25 protein-coding genes and 1 pseudogene are annotated in these 21,103 nt (G+C 59.4%); 15 read left to right on the top strand and 11 right to left on the bottom strand.

Going from position 1 to position 21,103, the window contains the following annotated elements:
• Window positions 1-151 precede the first annotated feature (151 nt).
• Together QA644_RS20580 and QA644_RS20585 are read left to right on the top strand one after the other, a co-directional pair.
• A complete protein-coding gene (locus tag QA644_RS20580; RefSeq protein ID WP_239596046.1) occupies window positions 152-697 on the top strand; it encodes a sugar O-acetyltransferase in 546 nt (181 codons plus the stop codon).
• Between the two features lie 76 nt (window positions 698-773).
• Window positions 774-1,226 (top strand): GFA family protein, encoded by a 453-nt coding sequence (locus tag QA644_RS20585; protein ID WP_283070335.1) that lies wholly within the window; start codon window positions 774-776, stop codon window positions 1,224-1,226.
• A gap of 20 nt (window positions 1,227-1,246) precedes the next feature.
• Here QA644_RS20585 and QA644_RS20590 read toward each other — a convergent pair.
• Window positions 1,247-1,450 (bottom strand): annotated as a pseudogene (locus QA644_RS20590) (type II toxin-antitoxin system CcdA family antitoxin); the annotation flags it as partial.
• 85 nt (window positions 1,451-1,535) lie between these two features.
• A complete protein-coding gene (lepA, locus tag QA644_RS20595) occupies window positions 1,536-3,368 on the bottom strand; it encodes a translation elongation factor 4 (protein ID WP_022713345.1) in 1,833 nt (610 codons plus the stop codon).
• A gap of 144 nt (window positions 3,369-3,512) precedes the next feature.
• Here lepA and QA644_RS20600 point away from each other — a divergent pair, with 144 nt between their 5' ends.
• The 5 genes from QA644_RS20600 to QA644_RS20620 all read left to right on the top strand — a co-directional run bounded on the left by QA644_RS20600 (window position 3,513) and on the right by QA644_RS20620 (window position 7,281).
• Window positions 3,513-4,079 carry an XRE family transcriptional regulator gene (locus QA644_RS20600; protein ID WP_092583977.1) on the top strand — a complete coding sequence of 189 codons (567 nt, stop codon included), beginning with the start codon at window positions 3,513-3,515 and terminating at the stop codon, window positions 4,077-4,079.
• 19 nt (window positions 4,080-4,098) lie between these two features.
• The gene (locus QA644_RS20605) at window positions 4,099-4,620 is read left to right on the top strand and encodes a GNAT family N-acetyltransferase (RefSeq protein ID WP_283070339.1); all 522 of its coding nucleotides are present in this window, start codon (window positions 4,099-4,101) and stop codon (window positions 4,618-4,620) included.
• 61 nt (window positions 4,621-4,681) lie between these two features.
• On the top strand, window positions 4,682-5,707 hold the full coding sequence (locus QA644_RS20610) for a histone deacetylase family protein (RefSeq protein ID WP_283070341.1): 1,026 nt from the start codon (window positions 4,682-4,684) through the stop codon (window positions 5,705-5,707).
• 9 nt (window positions 5,708-5,716) lie between these two features.
• Window positions 5,717-6,271, top strand: a complete 555-nt coding sequence (gene recX, locus QA644_RS20615; protein ID WP_283070343.1) for a recombination regulator RecX — start codon at window positions 5,717-5,719, stop codon at window positions 6,269-6,271.
• A gap of 98 nt (window positions 6,272-6,369) precedes the next feature.
• On the top strand, window positions 6,370-7,281 hold the full coding sequence (locus QA644_RS20620; protein ID WP_239596038.1) for an EamA family transporter: 912 nt from the start codon (window positions 6,370-6,372) through the stop codon (window positions 7,279-7,281).
• Here the strand turns inward: QA644_RS20620 and QA644_RS20625 are convergent.
• Entirely contained in the window at window positions 7,278-7,745 is a 468-nt protein-coding gene (locus QA644_RS20625; RefSeq protein WP_283070345.1) for a truncated hemoglobin, read from the bottom strand. The genes QA644_RS20620 and QA644_RS20625 overlap by 4 nt on opposite strands.
• Before the next feature lie 169 nt (window positions 7,746-7,914).
• On the opposite strand from QA644_RS20625, the gene mbfA reads away from it, so the two are divergent.
• The gene (gene mbfA / locus QA644_RS20630) at window positions 7,915-8,898 is read left to right on the top strand and encodes an iron exporter MbfA (RefSeq protein WP_092583971.1); all 984 of its coding nucleotides are present in this window, start codon (window positions 7,915-7,917) and stop codon (window positions 8,896-8,898) included.
• 156 nt (window positions 8,899-9,054) lie between these two features.
• On the opposite strand, the gene QA644_RS20635 is transcribed toward mbfA, so the two are convergent.
• Window positions 9,055-9,654 carry a transglutaminase-like cysteine peptidase gene (locus QA644_RS20635; RefSeq protein WP_283070347.1) on the bottom strand — a complete coding sequence of 200 codons (600 nt, stop codon included), beginning with the start codon at window positions 9,652-9,654 and terminating at the stop codon, window positions 9,055-9,057.
• 186 nt (window positions 9,655-9,840) lie between these two features.
• Entirely contained in the window at window positions 9,841-10,641 is an 801-nt protein-coding gene (locus tag QA644_RS20640; protein ID WP_283070350.1) for an alpha/beta hydrolase, read from the bottom strand.
• A 171-nt stretch (window positions 10,642-10,812) separates the two neighbouring features.
• Here QA644_RS20640 and infC point away from each other — a divergent pair, with 171 nt between their 5' ends.
• The 5 genes from infC to pheT all read left to right on the top strand — a co-directional run bounded on the left by infC (window position 10,813) and on the right by pheT (window position 15,968).
• Window positions 10,813-11,349, top strand: a complete 537-nt coding sequence (gene infC / locus QA644_RS20645) for a translation initiation factor IF-3 (RefSeq protein WP_074063010.1) — start codon at window positions 10,813-10,815, stop codon at window positions 11,347-11,349.
• A 298-nt stretch (window positions 11,350-11,647) separates the two neighbouring features.
• Window positions 11,648-11,851 carry a 50S ribosomal protein L35 gene (gene rpmI / locus QA644_RS20650; RefSeq protein ID WP_004108077.1) on the top strand — a complete coding sequence of 68 codons (204 nt, stop codon included), beginning with the start codon at window positions 11,648-11,650 and terminating at the stop codon, window positions 11,849-11,851.
• A gap of 39 nt (window positions 11,852-11,890) precedes the next feature.
• The gene (gene rplT / locus QA644_RS20655; protein ID WP_074066305.1) at window positions 11,891-12,295 is read left to right on the top strand and encodes a 50S ribosomal protein L20; all 405 of its coding nucleotides are present in this window, start codon (window positions 11,891-11,893) and stop codon (window positions 12,293-12,295) included.
• Between the two features lie 151 nt (window positions 12,296-12,446).
• On the top strand, window positions 12,447-13,529 hold the full coding sequence (pheS, locus tag QA644_RS20660) for a phenylalanine--tRNA ligase subunit alpha (protein ID WP_283070353.1): 1,083 nt from the start codon (window positions 12,447-12,449) through the stop codon (window positions 13,527-13,529).
• 15 nt (window positions 13,530-13,544) lie between these two features.
• Window positions 13,545-15,968 (top strand): phenylalanine--tRNA ligase subunit beta, encoded by a 2,424-nt coding sequence (pheT, locus tag QA644_RS20665; RefSeq protein WP_283070354.1) that lies wholly within the window; start codon window positions 13,545-13,547, stop codon window positions 15,966-15,968.
• Window positions 15,969-16,037: 69 nt separating this feature from the next.
• Here the strand turns inward: pheT and QA644_RS20670 are convergent, their stop codons facing one another.
• Together QA644_RS20670 and QA644_RS20675 are read right to left on the bottom strand one after the other, a co-directional pair.
• A complete protein-coding gene (locus QA644_RS20670) occupies window positions 16,038-16,397 on the bottom strand; it encodes a nuclear transport factor 2 family protein (protein ID WP_039843611.1) in 360 nt (119 codons plus the stop codon).
• A 121-nt stretch (window positions 16,398-16,518) separates the two neighbouring features.
• Window positions 16,519-17,019 (bottom strand): ferritin-like domain-containing protein, encoded by a 501-nt coding sequence (locus QA644_RS20675; RefSeq protein ID WP_283070356.1) that lies wholly within the window; start codon window positions 17,017-17,019, stop codon window positions 16,519-16,521.
• A gap of 154 nt (window positions 17,020-17,173) precedes the next feature.
• Between QA644_RS20675 and QA644_RS20680 the strand changes: the two genes are divergently transcribed.
• The gene (locus QA644_RS20680) at window positions 17,174-17,791 is read left to right on the top strand and encodes a hypothetical protein (protein WP_283070358.1); all 618 of its coding nucleotides are present in this window, start codon (window positions 17,174-17,176) and stop codon (window positions 17,789-17,791) included.
• On the opposite strand, the gene QA644_RS20685 is transcribed toward QA644_RS20680, so the two are convergent.
• Both QA644_RS20685 and QA644_RS20690 read right to left on the bottom strand, forming a co-directional pair.
• Window positions 17,781-18,224, bottom strand: a complete 444-nt coding sequence (locus tag QA644_RS20685) for a GNAT family N-acetyltransferase (protein ID WP_283070359.1) — start codon at window positions 18,222-18,224, stop codon at window positions 17,781-17,783. The two genes, QA644_RS20680 and QA644_RS20685, sit on opposite strands and share 11 nt — an antisense overlap.
• A 9-nt stretch (window positions 18,225-18,233) precedes the next feature.
• On the bottom strand, window positions 18,234-19,181 hold the full coding sequence (locus tag QA644_RS20690; protein WP_283070361.1) for an aldo/keto reductase: 948 nt from the start codon (window positions 19,179-19,181) through the stop codon (window positions 18,234-18,236).
• A gap of 180 nt (window positions 19,182-19,361) precedes the next feature.
• Here QA644_RS20690 and QA644_RS20695 point away from each other — a divergent pair, with 180 nt between their 5' ends.
• Window positions 19,362-20,348, top strand: a complete 987-nt coding sequence (locus QA644_RS20695) for a Gfo/Idh/MocA family oxidoreductase (protein WP_283070362.1) — start codon at window positions 19,362-19,364, stop codon at window positions 20,346-20,348.
• Here QA644_RS20695 and QA644_RS20700 read toward each other — a convergent pair whose 3' ends face one another.
• Both QA644_RS20700 and QA644_RS20705 read right to left on the bottom strand, forming a co-directional pair.
• Window positions 20,349-20,741 carry a GtrA family protein gene (locus QA644_RS20700; protein ID WP_239596017.1) on the bottom strand — a complete coding sequence of 131 codons (393 nt, stop codon included), beginning with the start codon at window positions 20,739-20,741 and terminating at the stop codon, window positions 20,349-20,351.
• On the bottom strand, window positions 20,734-21,096 hold the full coding sequence (locus QA644_RS20705) for a transporter (RefSeq protein ID WP_283070363.1): 363 nt from the start codon (window positions 21,094-21,096) through the stop codon (window positions 20,734-20,736). The genes QA644_RS20700 and QA644_RS20705 overlap by 8 nt, the downstream gene beginning before the upstream one ends.
• Window positions 21,097-21,103: the final 7 nt, after the last annotated feature.

Below are 21,103 nucleotides of genomic sequence, written 5' to 3' on the forward strand. Positions count from 1 at the left end.
ATTCCTTTCAATGCTTCGATTTAAGGCCTTCGTGGCCGCTTCGCAACGTCCGGCTTGCGCGGGGAGGCCATCGCATGTTCATGTCACGAAGTTAGCTGTGGTGCTGCGCGGCACGGTCCGCTTAATAGGCGTTCAGCACCGGGAGAGGCAGATGAGTGAGCGGGAAAAGATGGCGGCTTGCGAGTGGTATTGCTGCCTTGATGACGAGCTCGAGGGGCTGCGCCGGCTGGCGCGCAAGGCCGTTCACCAGCACAACACGATGCCGCCGGACGAACGCGGCAATATGGCACCGGCGCTGGCGGTGCTGCTTGCGAAGGCGCCTGCCGACGCTTTCATCGAGGCGCCGTTTCATTGCTCCTATGGTGTGAACATAGCCCTCGGCAGTCGCGTCTACCTCAATGCCGGCTGTACCATCCTCGATTCGGGAACGGTGGTAATCGGCGAGCGGTCCATGCTGGGGCCGGGCGTGCATATATATTGTGCGGAACATCACAAGGATGCGGCTCTTCGCAAAGCCGGGATCGAGATGGCGCGGCCGGTTTCGATCGGGGAGGATGTCTGGATCGGCGGCGGCGCTACCATTCTGGGCGGCGTGTCGATCGGGGACGGCGCAATCGTCGGCGCAGGCGCGGTTGTGACGAAAGATGTGCCGAGCGGTGCGACGGTCGTCGGCAATCCGGCGCGAATCCATAAGTGATTGCGATGCATATCGGCCGTGGCCTTGATTGACGTCGGATGACGCTAAATTAGGGGCGAACACGGAGGATAGGCCGATGAGCAATGAGAACCTGCCATGGGAAGGTGGCTGCCGTTGTGGCCGAGTCAGGCTCAAGATCAGCGCAAAGCCGCTGCTCACCATGGCGTGCCATTGCACCGGCTGCCAGAAAATGTCGTCCAGCGCCTATTCGTTGAGCGCCGCGATTCCGGCGGAAAGCTTCGAAGTGACCCGGGGCGAACCCGTGATCGGCGGCCTGCATGGCGTAACAAGGCACTATTTCTGTCCGCATTGCATGAGTTGGATGTTTACGCGGCCCGAGGGCATGGACTGGTTCCTCAACCTGCGTGCCACCATGCTGGATGATACAACTTGGTTCACACCGTTCATCGAGACTTGGACGAGGGAGAAGCTGTCATTCGCCGAAACCGGCGCGGTATATAGCTATGAAACGCTGCCGGAAATGAATGCTTATGAGGGGCTGGTGAAGGAGTATGTGGCGCGGGGATGAGCCTTCGAAGTCCGGCCATCAAATTTGCCGTTCTTCACAAACGGTAGCCCGTGCCTTTCAACGTAAGCGTCTGCTTCGGCTATCGCCTCCGCATTCTCCAGTCGCCGCAGGCGTTCGCGCTCGGCTATGATCGCGCGGGCGATGCCGTCTTCGGCGGCGCGGGAGATGTTGACATTGAGTTGGCGTGCGGAGGCGACGATCTGAGCATCGAGAGACAGATTCAAGTCTTTTCAGACAGGCCGGCGCATGGCGATAGTCCTCCGAAGTTATGCGCAGAAAATTGCGCATAACTTCGGAAGCGAAAAGGATTTACTCGTCGCCCATCTTCAGCGCCGCGATGAACGCCTCCTGTGGGATTTCTACCTTGCCGAACTGGCGCATGCGCTTCTTGCCGGCCTTCTGCTTGTCGAGCAGCTTGCGCTTGCGGGTGGCGTCGCCGCCGTAGCACTTGGCGGTCACGTCTTTGCGCAGCGCTGAGATGGTTTCGCGGGCAATCACGTTGCCGCCGATCGCGGCCTGGATCGGGATCTTGAACATGTGCTTCGGGATCAGCTCCTTGAGCTTCTCGCACATGTCGCGGCCGCGCTTTTCAGCCGCCGTCCGGTGCACCATCATCGACAGCGCGTCGACCGGTTCGCCGTTGACGAGGATCGACATCTTCACGAGGTTTCCTTCGCGGTGGTCGGTCAACGCATAGTCGAAGGAGGCGTAGCCCTTCGAAATCGACTTCAGCCGGTCGTAGAAATCGAAGACAACTTCATTGAGCGGCAGATCGTAAGTCAGCATTGCGCGCGTGCCGACATAGGTAAGTTCGATCTGGATGCCACGCCGGTCCTGGCAGAGCTTCAGGATGCCGCCGAGATAATCGTCCGGCGTCAGGATCGTGGCTCTGATCCAGGGTTCGTGGATTTCGGCGATTTTCACGACATCCGGCATGTCGGCCGGATTGTGCAGCTCGCGCTCCGTACCGTCGGTCATGTACATCTTGTAGACGACGGAAGGCGCGGTTGCGATGAGGTCGAGGTCGAATTCGCGTTCCAGGCGTTCCTGGATGATTTCGAGATGAAGCAATCCGAGGAAGCCGCAGCGGAAGCCGAAGCCGAGGGCTGCGGAAGATTCCATCTCGAAGGAGAAGGAGGCGTCGTTGAGGCGCAGCTTGCCCATCGCGGCGCGCAGATCTTCGAAATCGGCAGCATCGACCGGAAAGAGGCCGCAGAAGACGACGGGCTGGGCCGGCTTGAAGCCCGGCAGCGCTTCCGCCGTCGGCCGCTTGTCCTCGGTGATCGTATCGCCGACGCGGGTGTCGGCCACTTCCTTGATGCTGCCGGTGATAAAACCGATCTCGCCAGGACCGAGAGAATCCACATTGACCATCTTCGGCGTCAGCACGCCGACGCGCTCCACCTGATACTTGGCATCGGTGCCCATCATGCGAATTGTCTGGCCCTTGGTCAGTACGCCATCGATGACGCGCACCAGAACCATGACGCCGAGATAGGCGTCGTACCAGCTATCGACGAGCAGTGCCTTCAGCGGCGCCTTTTCGCCGCCCGGGCTCTTCGGTGCCGGCAGCTTGTGGACGATCGCTTCCAGCACAGCCGGAATGCCGAGACCGGTCTTGGCAGAAATCAGTACCGCGTCGGAAGCGTCGATGCCGATCACTTCCTCGATCTGCTCCTTGATGCGCTCAGGTTCTGCCGCCGGTAGGTCGATCTTGTTGAGGACGGTGACGAGCTCGTGGTTGTTGTCGATCGCCTGGTAGACATTGGCAAGCGTCTGCGCCTCCACGCCCTGGGACGCGTCAACGACTAGCAGCGAGCCTTCGCAGGCCGAGAGCGAGCGTGAGACTTCGTAGGCGAAGTCGACGTGTCCGGGGGTGTCGATCAGGTTCAGGATGTAGGTCTCGCCGTCATCCGCCTTGTAGTGCAGGCGCACGGTTTGCGCTTTGATGGTGATGCCGCGCTCGCGCTCGATGTCCATGTTGTCCAGCACCTGCTCGGACATTTCGCGCTCGGCGAGGCCGCCGGTCGTCTGGATCAGGCGGTCGGCAAGCGTCGATTTGCCGTGGTCGATGTGGGCCACGATCGAGAAATTGCGGATGTGGGACAGCGGAGTCGTCGGATTGGTGCTCATGCGCGCCATATAGCAGTGCCGCCCCCCGCCGCAAAGCGGAAAAGCAGGACTCCGTTTAGGATAAAATGCGCGTCATAGGCGGTGATTAAAAACCACTTGATTCCATTATCAGACCATGCATTTCTCTTATAGTAGAATCAATGGATCGAACAGATGGAACAGGAACTCGAAACGGCGATCGGCATTCGCATCCGCAAGCTCAGGATCGAAAAGGGCCTGACGCTGGATGACCTTGCCAATGCCTCCGGCGTCAGCCGCGCGATGATCTCGCGCATCGAGCGGGCGGAGGCGAGCCCGACGGCCTCACTGCTTGCAAGGGTCTGTGCCGCGCTCGGGCTTTCGCTTTCAGCCTTCTTTGCCGATGAAAGGCAGGCCTCGCCACTTGCAAGACGCCACGAGCAGCAGGTCTGGCGCGATCCGGAAACCGGTTATCTGCGCCGCTCCGTCTCGCCACCCGCAACGTCGTCCGAGGTCGATATCGTCGACGTCGAGTTCCCTGCGGGCGCCTGCGTCAGCTTTCCGCCGCATACGGCAAGCCACGGCATGACCCAGCACGTCTGGGTGTTCGAAGGCGAAATGGAGATGACCACTGGCGAAACGGTGCATCACCTTTTGCCCGGCGATTGCCTCTTCATGCCGGTCGGGGAGGGGCATGTCTTCCGCAATCCCACCAGCAAACCCGCCCGCTATTGCGTCGTGCTCAACCGTAGCACCCGCTGATTTGATTTCAGGAGAGACCGTGACCGTCATTCGTATTCTTGATGCACAACAGGCCAATGCGGCTATTCCGGAACTTTGCGAGATACTAGCCGACTGCGTGGAGGGCGGCGCCTCAGTCGGCTTCATGCAGCCTTGCACGGCGGCCGACGCCGAGCCCTATTGGAGGAGCGTCGCAGAAACGGTCGAGGCGGGCGTCAACCTGCTCGCCGTGGCTGAGATCGACGGAAAGATCGTCGGGACGGTGCAGGTCGGATTTGCCTCGATGCCGAACCAGCCGCACCGTGGCGATTTGAAGAAGCTGCTCGTGCATCGTTCTGCACGTGGCAAGGGTATGGCACGGCTGCTGATGGAGGCGATCGAACACGAAGCCGCAAAACATGGCAAGCGCGTGCTGGTGCTGGACACAGCAACCGGCAGCGAAGCGGAGGCAATCTATCCGCGACTCGGCTGGGAGCGCGCCGGCGTCATCCCGGATTATGCGATGTGGCCGGAAGGCGGCTATTGCGCAACCACGCTGTTCTACAAGCGCATCGCTCCCTAAACCATTGACAAGGCGTGCATCCGCCGCGCCTTATCCCACAAAACAAATCAGGGAGAAGCAGGTGCGCGTCATTTATTCCGAAGACCACAAGCTGCGCGATGCGAAGACAGAGCTGCATGGCGGTCTGCTGGTGACGCCGTTCGAAGGACCGTTTCGCGCAGAGTGGATCCTAAAGGCAGTCAAAGAGGTGGGCTTTTCGGATGTTGTTGCGCCGGAACGGCATGGACTGGAAACCGCTCTGAAATTGCATGACGCCGGCTATCTCGATTTCCTGTCGAAGGCCTGGACTTTGTGGCAGGCGAGCGGGGCCGCGGGCGAGGCGATCCCGACCTCGCTGCCGGTGCGCCGCGCAACGCAGCGCGTGCCGAACGATATCGACGGAATGCTCGGCTATTACGCCAATGCCACGGAAACCTCGATCACCAGCGGCACCTACGAGGCGGCCGTCGCCTCGATGCAATGCGCGATCACCGGCGCCGATTGGCTAAATGCCGGAAACCGGTTCGCCTTCTCGCTTTGCCGGCCTCCCGGCCATCATGCGGGCATCGATCTCTTCGGCGGCTATTGCTTCATCAACAACGCCGCCGTCGCGGCACAACGCCTGCTGGATATCGGCGCAAAGAAGGTTGCGATCCTCGATGTCGATTTCCATCACGGCAACGGCACGCAGGACATCACCTACCGCCGCGGCGACATCTTCTTTGCGTCGCTGCACGGCGAACCCGCCAATGCCTTTCCCTATTTCTGGGGCTATGCCGATGAAACCGGTGAGGGCGACGGCGAAAACTGCAATGCGAACTACCCGCTGCCGCGCGGCACGGCCTGGGCTGCATGGTCGGCAGCGCTTGCGGATTCGCTTGCGCGCATCAAGGCTTTTGGCGCCGAAGCCATCGTCGTCTCGCTCGGCGTCGATACCTTCGAACGCGATCCGATCTCCTTCTTCAAGCTGACTTCCGATGATTTCACACGCATGGGCGCGTTGATCGCCAAGGCGGGCCTTCCAGTCCTGACCTGCATGGAGGGCGGCTATGGCGTGACGGAAATCGGCCTCAACGTCGCCAATATGCTGAAAGGGCTGGAGGCGTAGAAGCCTTCGATGAACGACCAAAATCAGCAACCCGATGTTCCGACGCCGCGCATGCTCTCCTGGGCACGCAACTCGACGATCTATCGCCTCGAGCGCCGGATGATGACGGAAAAACAGCTCTTCGATGCGATCACGCGAAAGGCGAAGCAGAAGTTCGAAGACATCAGTCCGGCGCAGCTGAAGGCGCTTGCCGACTCGGCGGTCAAATTCGCCTACGACCAGGAGGCTCTGGACGACGTCGCCTATGCTGCGGTGAGCACCCGCTCGGCGGTACGCGGCGGCAAGTCGAAACGGATCATCGCGCAGAAACTCTCCTCGAAAGGGGTGGCAAGCGATATCGTCGATACCGCGCTCGAGCGTGCAGACGATCTGTTCGCCGCCGTCGTCTTCGCCCGCAAGCGCGCCTTTGGTCCGTTCCGGCGTGGCGACCTTGATGAGAAGCGAAAGGTGAAGGAGCTTTCAGCTTTCGCCCGGAATGGATTCAGCTTTGAGATCGGCAAGAACGTTTTTGGCATGAGCCCCGGCGAGGCTGAAGAGGTGCTCGAAACCAGGCTGGCGCTTTAGCGTCTCGGTTCATAAAGCCCGCTTATGTTCGGATCAGAAGTTTGCATTTGCCGCTCTGCGATTGTGTTCGTATCAGGGTTGCAAATCAGGAGCGGGAAATGGATCAGGAGACGGGCGAACCAGCGGCAAACGGCAGTGCCGTTGCGTTAACTGCAGCAGCGCCCGCATTTTCCGGCGGGGTTGCGGCCGGTGCACTCATGTGCCTGCTGTCGATGTCGTCCATTCAGTTTGGTGCGGCATTCTCTTCCGGCGCGATCGCAGCCTATGGATCGGCCGGTGCCTCCTGGCTGCGGCTTGCCTTCGCGGCAGTCATCCTTGCAATCGCCGTTCGTCCGCCATTGCTGCGCTACAGCCGCGAGCAATGGATCGGCGCACTGGTTCTCGGCACGACGACAGCGCTAATGACCATGTCCTTCTTCGCGGCGATCGAGCGAATTCCTTTGGGGCTTGCGGTCGCGATCGATTTTCTTGGTCCGCTTTCCGTCGCGACGTTCGGTTATGGCCTGACGCGGCGCCTGATCTGGCCGGTGATCGCCGCAGCCGGTGTTCTCTTCCTCGCCTATGATGGCGAGCAATGGGTCGGCAATCTGCCCGGGGTGCTCTTTGCCTTCGGCGCCGGCGCGGGCTGGGCATGCTATATCATTCTGACGAAAAAGGTCGGAGCGGCGTTCAAGGGGCTCGAAGGCCTCTCCATGTCGCTGATCGTGGCAGCGGTGGTGGCGACGCCCTTCGGCTTTGCCGGGGCCGCGCCGAACCTCGATGGCTACGGTCTCGTCGAGATGGCAGGTCTGGCGATCCTCGTTCCGCTCCTGCCCTATACCCTGGAAATGATTGCGTTACGGCGGATGTCGACGGCCGCGTTCGGCATCCTCATGAGCTTGGAACCAGCAATCGGTGCGCTCGCAGGCTTCCTCATCCTTGCGCAGCCCATGACGCTGTTGCAGATGCTCGGGACCGCGCTGGTCGTTGCGGCGAGTGCAAGTGCGACCTTTTCGACGGAAAAAGCTTAGGCGGGCTTGCGCGCCGGATCGTCGAGTGCGGGGTTGTAGAATAGCGATAGCGTCAAACTCTTCGCGATGCGTTCCGCTGTCGCCATGAACCAGGCCTTTACCGCGGCATTCGGAGCGATATCGTCGAGCGTTGCGGCAAAGAGCTCCAGCCATTGCGGAAAGAGAGCCGGCGTCATGTTTGCAACACCGACATGTGCTTGCACCGGCTTCCCGCCGTAGGCGCCGCTGCGGAATGCGACGGACGACCAGAAGCTCTTCATCTTCGCCATGTGCTCCGGCCAGCGGCCGGAAAGCCGGGCGTCAAAAACCGGGCCGAGTTCGTGATGCGCAAGGACGCGACCGTAGAAAGTCTCGACCAGCCTGTCGATGAAGGCATTGTCGATGCCCATCGCATTCATTTCCGTTTCCGCTCGCTGGCGGATTGCGGTGGCATGCGCCGCCCGGCCTTGCAATTCACTATTCATCTCAAACCCATGGTCGATTTGTTGCGGCACGCCTCATATAGGCTCCTGCCGCTTCCAACTGAAGTCCACAATCCGTCTTGCGGCAATCTGTCGGGATCAACCGCCCGATGCTTGACGCCTTGCGGTGCGCTGTTTAGATTTAGAATAGTTCTAAAATGGAGCTATTGTTATGCTGCCGCGGTTTTTCAGGTCGTCCAAACGTTCATTCAAATCATTGTCGGAACAGGAAATTCTGGCGCTAGCGATTGCCTCCGAAGAGGACGACGCCCGCATCTATCGTGCCTATGCCGACCAGCTGAAGGCCGCTTATCCCGCCTCGGCGCAGGTCCTCGAGGACATGGCGGAAGTCGAAAATACGCACCGCAAGTCGCTGATCGAGATACATCGGCAGCGTTTCGGCGAACGCATTCCGTTAATTCGCCGCGAGCATGTGCAGGGCTTTTATGAGCGCAAGCCGGATTGGCTGCGCAAGAACCTGTCGTTGGAAGCAGTGCGGCAGGAAGCCGAGACGATGGAGGAGCAGGCTTATCGCTTCTACGTCGAGGCGGCAAAGCAGACTTCGGATGCCTCGACGCGCCAGCTTCTCGGCGATCTCGCGCTCGCCGAACAGGGTCACGAAGACATTGCCAGGATGCTCGGCGACAAACATACGCCGGAGGGCGTAAAAGACGCCGAGGACGATACGGCGCGGCGGCAATTCGTGCTCACCTATGTGCAGCCCGGCCTTGCAGGCTTGATGGATGGTTCGGTCTCGACGCTGGCGCCAATCTTTGCCGCCGCCTTTGCGACGCAGGATACGTGGCAGACCTTCCTCGTCGGCCTCTCGGCCTCGGTAGGCGCGGGTATATCGATGGGCTTCACCGAAGCTGCGCATGACGACGGCAAGATTTCCGGGCGCGGTTCGCCAATCAAGCGTGGTCTCGCCTGCGGCATCATGACAACGCTCGGCGGTCTCGGCCACGCACTGCCCTATCTCATTCCGCAATTCTGGACCGCGACGATCACTGCTGTCGTCATCGTCTTTTTCGAGCTCTGGGCGATCGCGTTCATCCAGAACAGATATATGGAAACGCCATTTCTGCGCGCCGCCTTCCAGGTCGTGGTCGGCGGAGGCCTTGTGCTAGCTGCCGGCATCCTGATCGGCAATGGGTGAGGCCCGGTCCGGCGCGCAGCCGAAGCAATCGACCCCAGTGACACGATTGCAACGCCGAACGTCTTGAACTCAAGCGAAGGGCGGGAGACCATGCGGCAAACAAAGTCTCATAAAGCGGCCGACGGTCGCAGGCCTTAGTGCTGAAGGTTGAATTTCTTACTTCAGAGCGCCGACCAGGACGTCGCGGCCGTTTTCGATCGTTACCCAGCGGCCGGCATTGTAGCTCGACTGGCGCTTGACGAAGGAATAAGCCGTGTCGAACCAGGGCTTCACGCTCGAAGCGAGGTTGTCGAGAATGAAGTCGCCTTCTGCTGTGCGAAGCGTCAGCACGGCATGGCCTTCGCCATCCGGTTTACGCACCACCGTCATCAGAAGGTTTGCCGGCTCAAAGCCGCGCTGGATCAGGATGCGGCGCTTCAGGAGTGCAAAATCTTCACAGTCGCCCGCCGTTGTCGGATAAGCCCAGATTTCGTCCTTGCCGTAGATTTCCTTGTCCGTCATCGGGCTGATGGTGCTGTTGACGGTGGAATTGACCGAGCGGACAAGAGCCCACTTCTCGCCATTCATTTCCGCCGGCCCTGCGTTGCGGTCCGCACCGCATTCGATCCGGTGCAACTGGCAGAAATCATAATGGCCGATTGGCTGCGAGGTGGCGCCGCCGGTAACCATCGAGAGGTTTCTTGTGGGGGCCGGTAATGCGGCCGAAGACATCGCAAACATGGCCATCATGACCATCAAGTAACCCTTGATCCGCACGCCCGTTTCCCTGCATCGCCCTTGTATTTGTTAACAAAGAGTTAACGGAGAGGGCGTTGAGGAGTCAATCATTACTTCTCGAAGGGCTGCCCAAACAACCCGACATGGTTAAAATGCCACACAACCGGCGGTTTCCGGCCGGGCCCGGGCTCGAACTCTGGTGGAGGCGGCAGGCGCCTGCTTCGACTAACGAATGAGGCCTTTAGCGGCAGATAGTATCCGCTCGATATCCTGTGGCCGTGAAAGCCGATGGTCGCCATCGCGAATGAAGGTCAACACGACATTGTCGGCGGGTAGGTGTTCAACCAGCTTCATGGCGTGACTGTAGGGAACGTCCGGATCTTTCATGCCCTGCAGGACATGCACCGGGCAGCCTGTGTTGATGATGCCGGTCAGAACCCGGTTTTGGCGGCCGTCTTCCAGAAGTGCACGGGTGTAAATGTTGGGCTCCGGGCTATAGTCGGACTTTTCTTCGAAAAAGCCGCGTTCGGCAAGCGAGGCGCGATCCTTTTTCCTCAGATGCGGCTCGATGAGGTCCGATGTGAAGTCGGGTGCCGGCGCGATCAGCACCATACCGTCGAGCTTTGGCGTCCCCTCCAACTTTGCAAGTTCCTGCGCCAGCCGCAACGCAATCCATCCGCCCATGGAGGAACCGACGATGATGACGCGCTCGGGTCTTGCATGGAGGAGGACGGCGAGCGCTTCTTCCAGCCAGCGGGAAATCGTTCCATCCTTAAACTCTCCACTGGAAAGTCCATGCCCCGAATAGTCGAGGCGGATGCAGGCAAGTCCGAGTTCGCCGGCCAGCCGATCGAGCTCTATCGCCTTTGTGCCGCTCATGTCCGACCGATAGCCGGAGAGCCAGACGAAGGTCGGGCCGCGATCGTTCGAGGTGGCTTGACGAATGATGAAAGCGATCTTTCGCTCCGCGTCGCCTTCGCCCACCGTCAGGAACTGCGGCTCGGATATGGCTGTTGCTTCGGACATAAGCACAAACTCCCATTGTTTGTGCCTATAAAACAGATTCTCGATAGGCTGACAGCAGGTGATTTTTCCGCTAAAGCGTGTTATTGACGACATCGCAGCGATAGCGAGACTTCGTTGCGCCCCAATGGAGCGCGAAGCTGCGATCTGAAACAACTCGAGGAGAGTACGACCATTCGCAGACCTTTTAAAACCGACGCGCCCGTGAAGGAAGGGCCGCGTTCGAACCGGGAAATCCGTATTCCTAAGGTTCAGTTGATTGATGCTGAAGGACAGAATTTGGGCGTGGTGCCCACCGATCAGGCCTTGAGAATGGCTGAAGAAGCCGGCCTCGACCTTGTGGAAATTTCTCCCAACGCCGAACCGCCTGTGTGCAAGATTCTCGATCTGGGCAAGCTGAAGTACGCCAACCAGAAGAAGGCCTCCGAGGCGCGCAAGAAGCAGAAGATCGTCGAAGTCAAAGAAATCAAGATGCGTCCGAACATCGACACCCATGATTATGAGGTGAAGATGAAGGCTATGGGCCGCTTCTTTGAGGAAGGCGACAAGGTGAAGGTGACGCTGAAGTTCCGTGGCCGCGAAATGGCCCACCAGGAACTCGGCATGAAGCTTCTGCAGCAGGTCAAGGCCGACACACTGGAATTTGCAAAGGTCGAAGCCGAACCGAAGCTTGAAGGCCGCCAGATGATGATGGTGCTCGCGCCGAAGTGAGCGGCCCTCATCAATGCATCAAAGCCGTCTGTAAGGGCGGCTTTTGTGTTTTTCAGCGCGCCTGAAGAATCCTCGTCTGCCCCGTTGCACTTTCGCGGCGCTGCAGGTATAAGCGCGCGTCCGAACTGACCGGCAGGGCATGCCGTGGCAGTTTCGAATGCTTGCGGGACGGTCTCGTCGCCATGCCGCAGATCAACAACAAACGCTCCCGCACCTTGTTGCGACGGCCGGAAGACCGGACATCGCAGGAGGGCTTTTTTGAAGAAGCGCGCAGGGAGGATAGAAACGGAGTAGCAAAATGCCCAAGATGAAGACGAAGTCCTCGGCCAAGAAGCGGTTCAAAATTACCGCGACCGGCAAGGTCAAGGCCGCTGCTGCTGGCAAACGCCATGGCATGATCAAGCGTACCAACAAGTTCATTCGCGACGCACGTGGCACGATGGTTCTCGCAGAACCCGATGGCCGCAAGGTTGTGAAGAACTACCTGCCGAACGGTCTCTAAGACTATTCCGCGAACGCTTTAGATTAAGGAGATCATGAAATGGCACGTGTAAAAAGAGGCGTTACAGCCCATGCCAAGCACAAGAAAGTTCTGAAGGCAGCAAAGGGCTTCTACGGCCGCCGCAAGAACACCATCCGTACCGCCAAGGCTGCCGTCGATCGCGCCAAGCAGTACGCCTACCGCGACCGCAAGGTCAACAAGCGCAATTTCCGCGCGCTATGGATCCAGCGCATCAACGCTGCCGTCCGCGAATTCGGCCTTACCTACGGCCGCTTCATCGACGGCCTGAACAAGGCTGGCATCGAGGTCGACCGCAAGGTCCTCTCCGACATGGCGATCCATGAGCCGGAAGCATTCGGCACGCTCGTCGCAGCCTCCAAGAAGGCCCTCGAGTACCTCAAGGATGCCGGTACGAAGAACGAGTTTGAAAGCGCGGTTCGTTAACCAGCGCTTCCCAAGCTTGACGCTTTTTTGAATTTTGGGAAACCCGCGCTGGTTTGGGCTGGCGCGGGTTTTTCTTTCTCTCTACTGCTTGCCCGGCCGGTTCTAACCAGCCTCCGATTGCCCGCCTGATCCCGGACGGAAAGAATTGACGATGTCAGATATCGACCAGCTCAAATCATCGCTGCTTGCGGAAATTGTTGCCGCCAACGACGAACCGGCACTCGAAGCCGTGCGCCTTTCGGCCCTCGGGAAAAAGGGCTCCGTTTCCGAGCTCCTGAAGACGCTCGGCACGATGTCGCCTGAAGAGCGCCAGACCAAGGGCGTTGCAATCAACGTCCTCAAGAATGAGGTCGCAGATGCGCTTGCCGCTCGCAAGGCGACGCTCAAGGAAGCGGCGGTCAATGCCCGCCTGAAGGCCGAGACGGTCGACATCAGCCTGCCGGTCCGCTCCTCGCCCGCCGAGCGCGGCCGCATTCACCCGATCAGCCAGATCGTCGACGAAATCACCGCGATCTTCGGCGACATGGGCTTCTCGATCGCCGAAGGTCCGGATGTCGAGACCGACTATTACAATTTCACGGCGCTGAATTTCCCCGAAGGCCACCCAGCCCGCGAAATGCACGATACCTTCTTCTTCCAACCGGATGAGAACGGCGAGCGAAAAGTGCTGCGTACGCACACCTCGCCCGTACAGGTGCGCACCATGGAAGTGCAGAAGCCGCCGATCCGCATCATCATCCCTGGCAAGACCTATCGTCAGGATTCGGACGCGACCCATTCGCCGATGTTCCATCAGGTCGAGGGACTGGTGATCGACACGAAGGCGAATGTCGCCAACATGCGCTGGGTGCTCGAAGAGTTCTGCAAGGCCTTCTTCGAGGTCGACAGCGTGACGATGCGTTTCCGCCCGTCCTTCTTCCCGTTCACTGAGCCGTCCTTTGAAGTCGATATCCAATGCGACCGCTCAGGCCCGATCGTCAAATTCGGCGAGGGAACGGATTGGATGGAAATCCTCGGCTGTGGCATGGTCCATCCGAACGTGCTGCGCTATGGCGGTCTCGACCCGGACGAATATCAGGGCTTTGCCTGGGGCATGGGCCTCGACCGCATCGCTATGTTGAAATACGGCATGCCCGACCTGCGCGACTTCTTCAACGCCGATGTCCGCTGGATGACCCACTATGGCTTCCGCCCGCTCGACATGCCGACGCTGTTCGGCGGCTTGAGCGTGTAAGGGAGGATTGAGATCATGAAATTCACGCTCTCCTGGCTGAAGGATCATCTGGAAACGGATGCCACCCTCGATGAAATCTGCACGCGCCTGACGATGATCGGGCTGGAGGTCGAAGATGTCGATGACAAGGCGGCCTTCAGGCCTTTCATCATCGCCAAGGTTCTCTCCGCTGAGAAACATCCACAGGCCGACCGCCTGAAGGTTCTCTCGGTCGATACCGGCAAGGGTGCGCCGATCCAGGTCGTCTGCGGGGCGCCGAATGCGCGGGCGGGCCTCGTCGGCGCATTTGCCGCATCGGGCACCTATGTTCCCGGCATCGATGTGACGCTTTCCGTCGGCAATATCCGCGGCGTCGAAAGCCATGGCATGATGTGCTCCGAAAAGGAACTCATGATTTCTGACAATCATGAGGGCATTATCGATTTGCCCGAAGACGCGCCAATTGGGACCAGCTATGCGGCTTATGCCCATCTCGACGATCCTGTCATCGAGATCAACCTCACCCCGAACCGTCCGGACTGCACGAGCATTTACGGCATCGCCCGCGATCTGGCCGCTTCGGGTCTCGGCACGCTGAAGACGCGGCCTGCGCCGTCCTTCGCCGTCGAAGGCGAGACACCTGTCAAGGTGAAGCTCGATCTTGACGACGAAAAGCTCTGCCCGGGTTTTGCGCTCCGCCTCGTGCGCGGCGTCAGGAACGGTCCGAGCCCGCGCTGGATGCAGCAGCGGCTGCTGGCGATCGGTCTGCGTCCAATTAATGCGCTGGTCGATATCACCAACTACATGACCTTTGATCAGGGCCGGCCGATGCACGTCTTTGACGCTGCCAAGGTAAGCGGCAATCTGACCGTCCGCCGTGCGAGGGAAGGCGAGACGGTGCTGGCGCTCGACCAGCGTGAATACAAGCTTGGCCCTATCAATGTCGTGATCGCCGATGCGGACGGCATCGAGTCGATCGGCGGCATCATGGGCGGCGAGCATTCCGGCTGCGACGAAAACACGACCGACGTGCTGATCGAATGCGCGCTCTGGGACCCGATGAACATCGCCAAGTCCGGCCGCGGTCTGGGCATCATCACCGATGCCCGCTATCGCTTCGAGCGCGGCGTCGATCCGGAATATATGGTTCCCGGTCTGGAGCGCACGACGGAACTCGTTCTTGAACTTTGCGGCGGCACGCCGGCGAAGGCGGATGTCGTCGGCTACAAGGGCTATCAGCCGAAGACCGTCGATTTTCCCTACTGGGAAGTCAGGCGCCTGACCGGCCTTGAAGTCTCGACTGAGGAGAGCAAGGATATCCTGACCCGCCTCGGCTTCGGGGTGTCGGGCTCGGGCGAAAGCGTCTCGGTCGCCGTTCCTTCCTGGCGTCCGGACGTCGGGGGTAAGGCCGACCTCGTTGAGGAAGTCATGCGCATCCACGGCGTCGACAACATCAAGCCGGCGCCGTTGGAAAGCCATGCAGCCGTGAACGGCAAGATTCTGACGACGCTGCAGATCCGCACGCGTATGGCCAAGCGGGCGCTCGCCTCGCGCGGCATGCTGGAGGCCGTCACCTGGTCCTTCATTTCGGAAGAGCAGGCGAAGCTCTTCGGCGGCGGCTCGCCGGCACTCAAGCTTGCGAACCCGATCGCAGCCGAAATGTCCGACATGCGCCCGTCGCTCCTGCCGGGTTTGTTGATGGCTGCGCAGCGAAACGCCGACAAGGGCTACGGCGATGTGGCGATCTTCGAAGTTTCCGGAACCTACGAGAATGACAGGCCGGACGGCCAGCGCCGTGTTGCCGGTGGCATTCGCCGCGGCACGGCGTCGCTCACCGGCGCCGGCCGCATGTGGTCGAACAATTTGAAGGGCGGCGGCAAGCCGGTCGATGTCTTCGACGCCAAGGCCGATGCGCTGGCGGTGATCGAGGCCTGCGGCCTGCCGATGGGCAACATCCAGATAGAGCAGGGCGGACCGGAATGGTATCACCCCGGCCGTTCCGGCACCATCAAGATGGGTCCGAAGGTCGTCCTCGGCTATTTCGGCGAATTCCATCCTTCGACGCTCGAAGCGCTCGATGTGTCAGGCGCGCTCTGTGGCTTCGAGGTCTATATCGACGCTATGCCCGAGCCGAAGAAGAAGGCGACACGCACCAAGCCGGCGCTGGAGCTTTCGCCCTTCCAGGCCGTCAAGCGCGATTTCGCTTTCGTCGTCGACAAGGCGGTTGAAGCAGGCGCGATCATAAAGGCTGCGAGCGGTGCCGACCGCAAGCTGGTCACCGGCGTCAATGTCTTCGACATCTTCGAAGGCGGATCGCTTGGCGAAGGCAAGAAGTCGGTTGCGATCGAAGTGCAGATCCAGCCCGTCGAGCGGACGTTGACGGACGAGGATTTTGAGGCTTTGACGCAGAAGATCGTGGCGAGCGTGACGAAGTTCACCGGCGGTGTGCTGCGAAGCTGACGAAGCATACGATGGGCGGCACTCCGGGCCGGCGGCTGCGCCGGCCCGAATCAGTGAAAGCTGCGCCGCCTAGGAATGCAGGTAGTAGAGCTTGTTGACGATGGTCCATCGACCGTCGATCTTCAGCATCGACAGATAGTCGGTAAAGCGCATCCCGGCGAATTCGTCAGTCACCTTCGCCATCGCGGCATCGCCTGCGACATCGATCATTGTTATATCCATATACGGTTGCGTTCCCGGCGGGGCGGCGCCTTCAGCGGTGATCGCAGCGATGAATTCGTCGCGCGTCAGCCATTCGACCGCATGTTCATAGTGACCGATGATTGTGCTTTGCGGATGGAAGGCCTTTCGCAATGCGGCTTCGTTGGCAAAGGTCATGCCTTCGACGTAGAGATGGACGACTGCTTCGATTGCCTGCTGTTCGGACATATCTTGCACCCTCCGTATCGGCGTCATGATAACGCTGAAGGATTTAGAGGCGGGCGGTTCTTTGGCAAGCCGTGCCAAGTCTGAAGCAGCCGGTAAGACCGGCTGCTTCAGAGGATTGTCGTCAAGCTGCGCGGGCGGCTTTCTGGTTTGCGGCGGTGACAGCGAGTTTCGTGAGCAACTTGTCAGTTGCCGCTTCTTCCTGCAGGGTCTGGTCCAGCAGCACGACGGCGTCCTTGTAGCCGAGGTTCTGCGCCCAGGTCTTCAGTGTGCCGTAACGGGCGATCTCGTAGTGCTCCACGGCCTGCGCCGCAGAGATCAGGCCGGCGTCGACCGCGGCCGTCCCCTTGAATTCTTCCATGATCTCTTCGCCCTCAGCGATGATGCCCTGAATTGCTTCGCACGTCTTGCCCTGAGCACGTTTGCCGGCAATCTCGAAGACCTGCTGCAGGCGTTCTACATGGACTTCGGTTTCTTCCTTGTGCTTTTCGAAACCGGCCTTCAGATCGGCGGACTGAGCAGCGCGGGCCATCTTCGGCAGGGCGCGCAGAATCTGCCGCTCGGCGAAGTAGATATCCTTCAGAGTGTCGTAGTAGAGATCCTCAAGTGTCTTTCCCTTGGCCATTTCTTCCATCCTTGTTCTCGTTTTTGGAGTCACGCAGTCGTGAACCCTTAGAGAAGCGACCTAGTTGGAAATTGTTCCGCTGGAGCCCGCAATTTCCGGGTGGCAATAGCCGAATGACGGGATAGGTTCGTGCCGGCGGATGGAGGAGAGACGCATGAAAAAGCCTGGGTCGATGAAATCGCTCGAGGATCTGGGCCGGGCGCGGCTTTCGAAGAATTTCTTCCTCCGCGATTTCCTGCATTCCGAGATCGCCGATTTCTATCGCATTCCAAATATTCCAGACGACCCGGATCTTGCAATTGAGGCAGGTAGGCGGCTTTGCAAGGAACTGCTCGAGCCGCTTCAGGCGACGTTCGGCACGCTGCACATCCGCTCGGGCTACCGTTCTGCCGCCGTCAATGAATTTGGAAACAAAAACAAGCTCAATTGCTCGACCAATGGCTCGAGTGCGGCGGACCATATCTGGGACATGCGCGATTTCGATGGCTGCATGGGGGCGACGGCCTGTGTCGTCGTACCCTGGATGATCGATACTTATCGTGATGAGGAAGATTGGCAGAAGCTCGCGTGGTGGATCCACGATCATCTGCCCTATGCATCGCTCTGCTTCTTTCCAAAGCTATGGGCCTTTAATATCCAATGGCACCAGCGGCCAAAGCGTGCGATCCAGAGCTATGTGCGGCCGCGCGGAACTCTCACCAAGCCGGGCATGGCGAATTGGCAAGGCGATCATTCGAAATTCTACGAGGGATTTCCGCCGCTCAGAAACTGATGCGATAGCGGATGTGTCCGTCGCTTTCGACATAGCTGTCGTAGAGCGCACGTGCCGTCTTGTTCTGTTCGTTCGTGTGCCAGTAAAGCCGCGACCAGCCGTGCTGCTTGCAGAGCAAAATCAGGTCATCCATAAGCGCCCGGCCGACCCCTTTGCCGCGGGCGCCTGGGTGGACGAACAGGTCTTCGAGATAGCAGTCCTGGCCGCGAATCCATGTGCCTTCATGCGTCAGTGAGAGGGTGAACCCCATCACCTCTCCGTCGACTTCCGCAACGCGCATGAAGATTGCTGACGCCGGATCGAAAACCCGGCGCCACGTTGAATCGGTAATGTCCCCATCGACCGTGACTTCATAAAAGGCGAGGTAATCCTTCCAGAGTTCGCGCCAGTGCGCTTCGTCTCCCGGTCTCGCATCGCGGATCGTCACGGTCATGTCATCCCCTCAGGCGCCTACCCTGTCGAGCAGTCTCATTGCTTCATCAGAAAGCTCAAGCTCCGCCGCCTTCACCAGGCTATCGAGCTGTGAGGTGCTGGTAGCACTGGCAATCGGTGCCGTCACGCCTTTCTTGTTGAGCAGCCAAGCGAGCGAGATCTCGGCAGGTTTCGCGCTCATTTCGGCGGAAATCTGATCGAGTGCGGCGAGAATGCGCATGCCCTTAGCATCGAGATATTTCGCGACCCTATCTTTGCGGGCCCTGCCCTGCGTATCGGCCTTGCTGCGGTACTTACCGGAGAGAAAGCCGGCTGCGAGGCTGAAATAGGTGATGACACCGATATCTTCCTTCACGCAAAGATCGGCAAGCTGGCCTTCGAAGCTCGATCGCTCATAAAGATTATATTCGGGTTGCAGCACATCGTAGCGAGGAACGCCAGCCTTCTCGGCGGCATCGAAGGATGCCTGAAGCTGGCCGGCATCGAGATTGGAGCAGCCGATCGCTCGGATTTTTCCCTGCTGCTTCAGCTTGGCGAAGGCGCCGAGCGTTTCTTCGTAGGGTGTATTTTCGTCGGGCCAGTGGGAGAGGTAGAGGTCGATGTAATCCGTCTGCAGGCGGCGGAGCGAATCCTCCACGGCCTTGAGGATATATTGCTCTTTCAGCGACTTGCCTTGGCCCATGTCGGAGCCGACCTTGGTGATGATGACCGCCCTGTCGCGGGAGACCTTTCCGTTCTTCAGCCACTTGCCGATGATCTCCTCTGAATCGCCGCCTTTGTTGCCAGGCACCCAGGATGAATAGACGTCGGCCGTGTCGATGGTATTGAGACCTGCGTAGAAGAATGCATCGAGAATATCAAAGGACGTTTTCTCGTCGGCCGTCCATGCGAAGACATTGCCGCCGAAGACGATGGGCGAGATTGAAAGACCTGTTTTTCCGAGCCGGCGCATTTCCATGGCGCTTTCCTAAATTGCTGATTTGATTGAAAGTACGGATGCGGCAGAGCGTCGCCGGGAGTAAACTAGCGCAGGTTCCGGCAGAGGAAAGCCAAACTTTCGTGATTTGCGCGCACGCCATTGCGTCACCCGCCACCCCTGAATAAGGTTGCACCCATTCAAGCTCTGGGAGGCTAAGCCATGCTCCGTTTCGGTATTATTTCGACGGCAAAGATCGGCCGTGAACTCGTCGTTCCGGCCATTCAGGACGCGGAAAACTGCGTCGTCACCGCGATTGCCAGCCGCGATCTGAAAAAGGCGCGCGAGATGGCCGACCGCTTTTCCGTGCCGCATGCCTTCGGCTCCTATGAGGAGATGCTCGCCTCCGACGTGATCGACGCCGTCTACATTCCGCTGCCGACGTCGCAGCATGTCGAATGGACCATCAAGGCGGCAGACGCCGGCAAGCACGTCCTTTGCGAAAAACCGATCGCGCTCAATGCCGGCGAGATCGACAGCCTCATCGCTGCGCGTGATCGCAGCAAGGTCCTGATTACCGAAGCCTATATGGTGACCTACGCACCGGTCTGGCGAAAGGTCCGCTCGCTGATCGCCGACGGCGCGATCGGCAAGCTTCGCCATGTCCAAGGTGCCTTTACCTATTTCAATCGCGATCCCGGCAACATGCGCAACATTCCCGAACTTGGCGGCGGCGGCCTGCCCGATATCGGCGTCTATCCGACGATCAGCACGCGCTTTTCGACGGGCAAGGAACCACTGCGCATCCAGGCCGTCACCGAACGTGACCCGGAATTCGGCACCGATATCTATTCGAGCGTGAAGGCCGACTTCGGCGATTTCGAGCTGAGCTTCTACATCTCCACCCAGATGGCAAACCGCCAGGTCATGGTGTTCCACGGCACGGAAGGCTATATCGAGGTGAAATCGCCTTTCAACGCCGACCGCTGGGGGCCGGAGGAACTGGAACTCGCCAACCGCAGCCACAACGAGTCGACCATCTTCCGCTTCCAGGACAGCCGCCAATACAAATGTGAAGCAGAAGCTTTCGCCCGCGCTGCCAAGGGCGAGAAGGAAGAGGTCGTCACGCTCGAAAGCTCGAAGCTGAACCAAAAGGTGATCGACGCGATCTACCGCGCCAGCGAGAAGGACGGCTGGGAGCCTGTTTGATTATTCGCGAAATGCGAAACGGATGTAGCCGAAAATTGCAAAGCACAGGGTAGAGGCGGAGGCGAGAACCATTGCCGCCAACGGCTGCAGCGACGGTAATACCGTTATGAGCGTGGCGTAGAGACCATAATTCAAGATCGCCGCAATCAGCACGATGGCGACGATCCCTGCGCGGCCGACCGACAGCCGACCGCCCGTCGTGAAATCGATGCGTCGCAGCATAGCGAGCATAATGCCAAGGATTGCAACAAGGCTCACTGCCCGCGTCAAAAGCGGGCCTTGCATCACCTTCAGCAGCAAATGGAAGAGTAGCGTTTCGGCCGCCAATCCAAGCAGCGACAATGCGGCAAAGCGCAGAAGCGACCCGCTTCGATTGAGAGAGGCGTCAGCCATTGATCGCGAGCATGCCAGCAATGATGAAAGCCGCGCCAATGGCGTAGCGAACAGTGATGGCTTCCCCAAGAAAGACCTGCGCCAGCAAAGGCACGAAACAGAAGGTCAATCCCATAAAGGAGTAAGCAATCGTCAGCGGGACGGCTTTCAGGACGTAAATCCAGATGATCGTTCCGAGACCGTAAAGGAGTAGCGCTGCAAGCAACACCGGATTGAGAAGCAGAGCAAGAATATTGCGGACACTGAGCTCGCCTGTAGCTGCGCTCGCCAGCTTGAACAGCACCTGGCCCGAGGCAATCAGCAGTGGCGTGCCGATAAGCCCAATCCATGTTGCGGTCGAAAAAGTGGAAAGCATCGAACCG

The sequence above is a fragment of the Rhizobium sp. CC1099 genome, from assembly GCF_029714385.1.
In the GTDB taxonomy this organism is placed as follows: Bacteria; Pseudomonadota; Alphaproteobacteria; order Rhizobiales; family Rhizobiaceae; genus Rhizobium.

What these genes read in the sequence shown, in the direction of transcription:
- QA644_RS20705 (WP_283070363.1), bottom strand. Translation starts at nt 21,096, where the DNA reads ATGCTTTCCACTTTTTCGACCGCAACATGGATTGGGCTTATCGGCACG.
- QA644_RS20700 (WP_239596017.1), bottom strand. Translation starts at nt 20,741, where the DNA reads ATGGCTGACGCCTCTCTCAATCGAAGCGGGTCGCTTCTGCGCTTTGCC.
- QA644_RS20695 (WP_283070362.1), top strand. Translation starts at nt 19,362, where the DNA reads ATGCTCCGTTTCGGTATTATTTCGACGGCAAAGATCGGCCGTGAACTC.
- pheT (WP_283070354.1), top strand. Translation starts at nt 13,545, where the DNA reads ATGAAATTCACGCTCTCCTGGCTGAAGGATCATCTGGAAACGGATGCC.
- QA644_RS20670 (WP_039843611.1), bottom strand. Translation starts at nt 16,397, where the DNA reads ATGTCCGAACAGCAGGCAATCGAAGCAGTCGTCCATCTCTACGTCGAA.
- QA644_RS20600 (WP_092583977.1), top strand. Translation starts at nt 3,513, where the DNA reads ATGGAACAGGAACTCGAAACGGCGATCGGCATTCGCATCCGCAAGCTC.
- recX (WP_283070343.1), top strand. Translation starts at nt 5,717, where the DNA reads ATGAACGACCAAAATCAGCAACCCGATGTTCCGACGCCGCGCATGCTC.
- lepA (WP_022713345.1), bottom strand. Translation starts at nt 3,368, where the DNA reads ATGGCGCGCATGAGCACCAATCCGACGACTCCGCTGTCCCACATCCGC.
- QA644_RS20680 (WP_283070358.1), top strand. Translation starts at nt 17,174, where the DNA reads ATGAAAAAGCCTGGGTCGATGAAATCGCTCGAGGATCTGGGCCGGGCG.
- QA644_RS20675 (WP_283070356.1), bottom strand. Translation starts at nt 17,019, where the DNA reads ATGGCCAAGGGAAAGACACTTGAGGATCTCTACTACGACACTCTGAAG.
- rplT (WP_074066305.1), top strand. Translation starts at nt 11,891, where the DNA reads ATGGCACGTGTAAAAAGAGGCGTTACAGCCCATGCCAAGCACAAGAAA.
- rpmI (WP_004108077.1), top strand. Translation starts at nt 11,648, where the DNA reads ATGCCCAAGATGAAGACGAAGTCCTCGGCCAAGAAGCGGTTCAAAATT.
- QA644_RS20640 (WP_283070350.1), bottom strand. Translation starts at nt 10,641, where the DNA reads ATGTCCGAAGCAACAGCCATATCCGAGCCGCAGTTCCTGACGGTGGGC.
- pheS (WP_283070353.1), top strand. Translation starts at nt 12,447, where the DNA reads ATGTCAGATATCGACCAGCTCAAATCATCGCTGCTTGCGGAAATTGTT.
- mbfA (WP_092583971.1), top strand. Translation starts at nt 7,915, where the DNA reads ATGCTGCCGCGGTTTTTCAGGTCGTCCAAACGTTCATTCAAATCATTG.
- QA644_RS20685 (WP_283070359.1), bottom strand. Translation starts at nt 18,224, where the DNA reads ATGACCGTGACGATCCGCGATGCGAGACCGGGAGACGAAGCGCACTGG.
- QA644_RS20585 (WP_283070335.1), top strand. Translation starts at nt 774, where the DNA reads ATGAGCAATGAGAACCTGCCATGGGAAGGTGGCTGCCGTTGTGGCCGA.
- QA644_RS20690 (WP_283070361.1), bottom strand. Translation starts at nt 19,181, where the DNA reads ATGGAAATGCGCCGGCTCGGAAAAACAGGTCTTTCAATCTCGCCCATC.
- QA644_RS20620 (WP_239596038.1), top strand. Translation starts at nt 6,370, where the DNA reads ATGGATCAGGAGACGGGCGAACCAGCGGCAAACGGCAGTGCCGTTGCG.
- QA644_RS20625 (WP_283070345.1), bottom strand. Translation starts at nt 7,745, where the DNA reads ATGAATAGTGAATTGCAAGGCCGGGCGGCGCATGCCACCGCAATCCGC.
- QA644_RS20580 (WP_239596046.1), top strand. Translation starts at nt 152, where the DNA reads ATGAGTGAGCGGGAAAAGATGGCGGCTTGCGAGTGGTATTGCTGCCTT.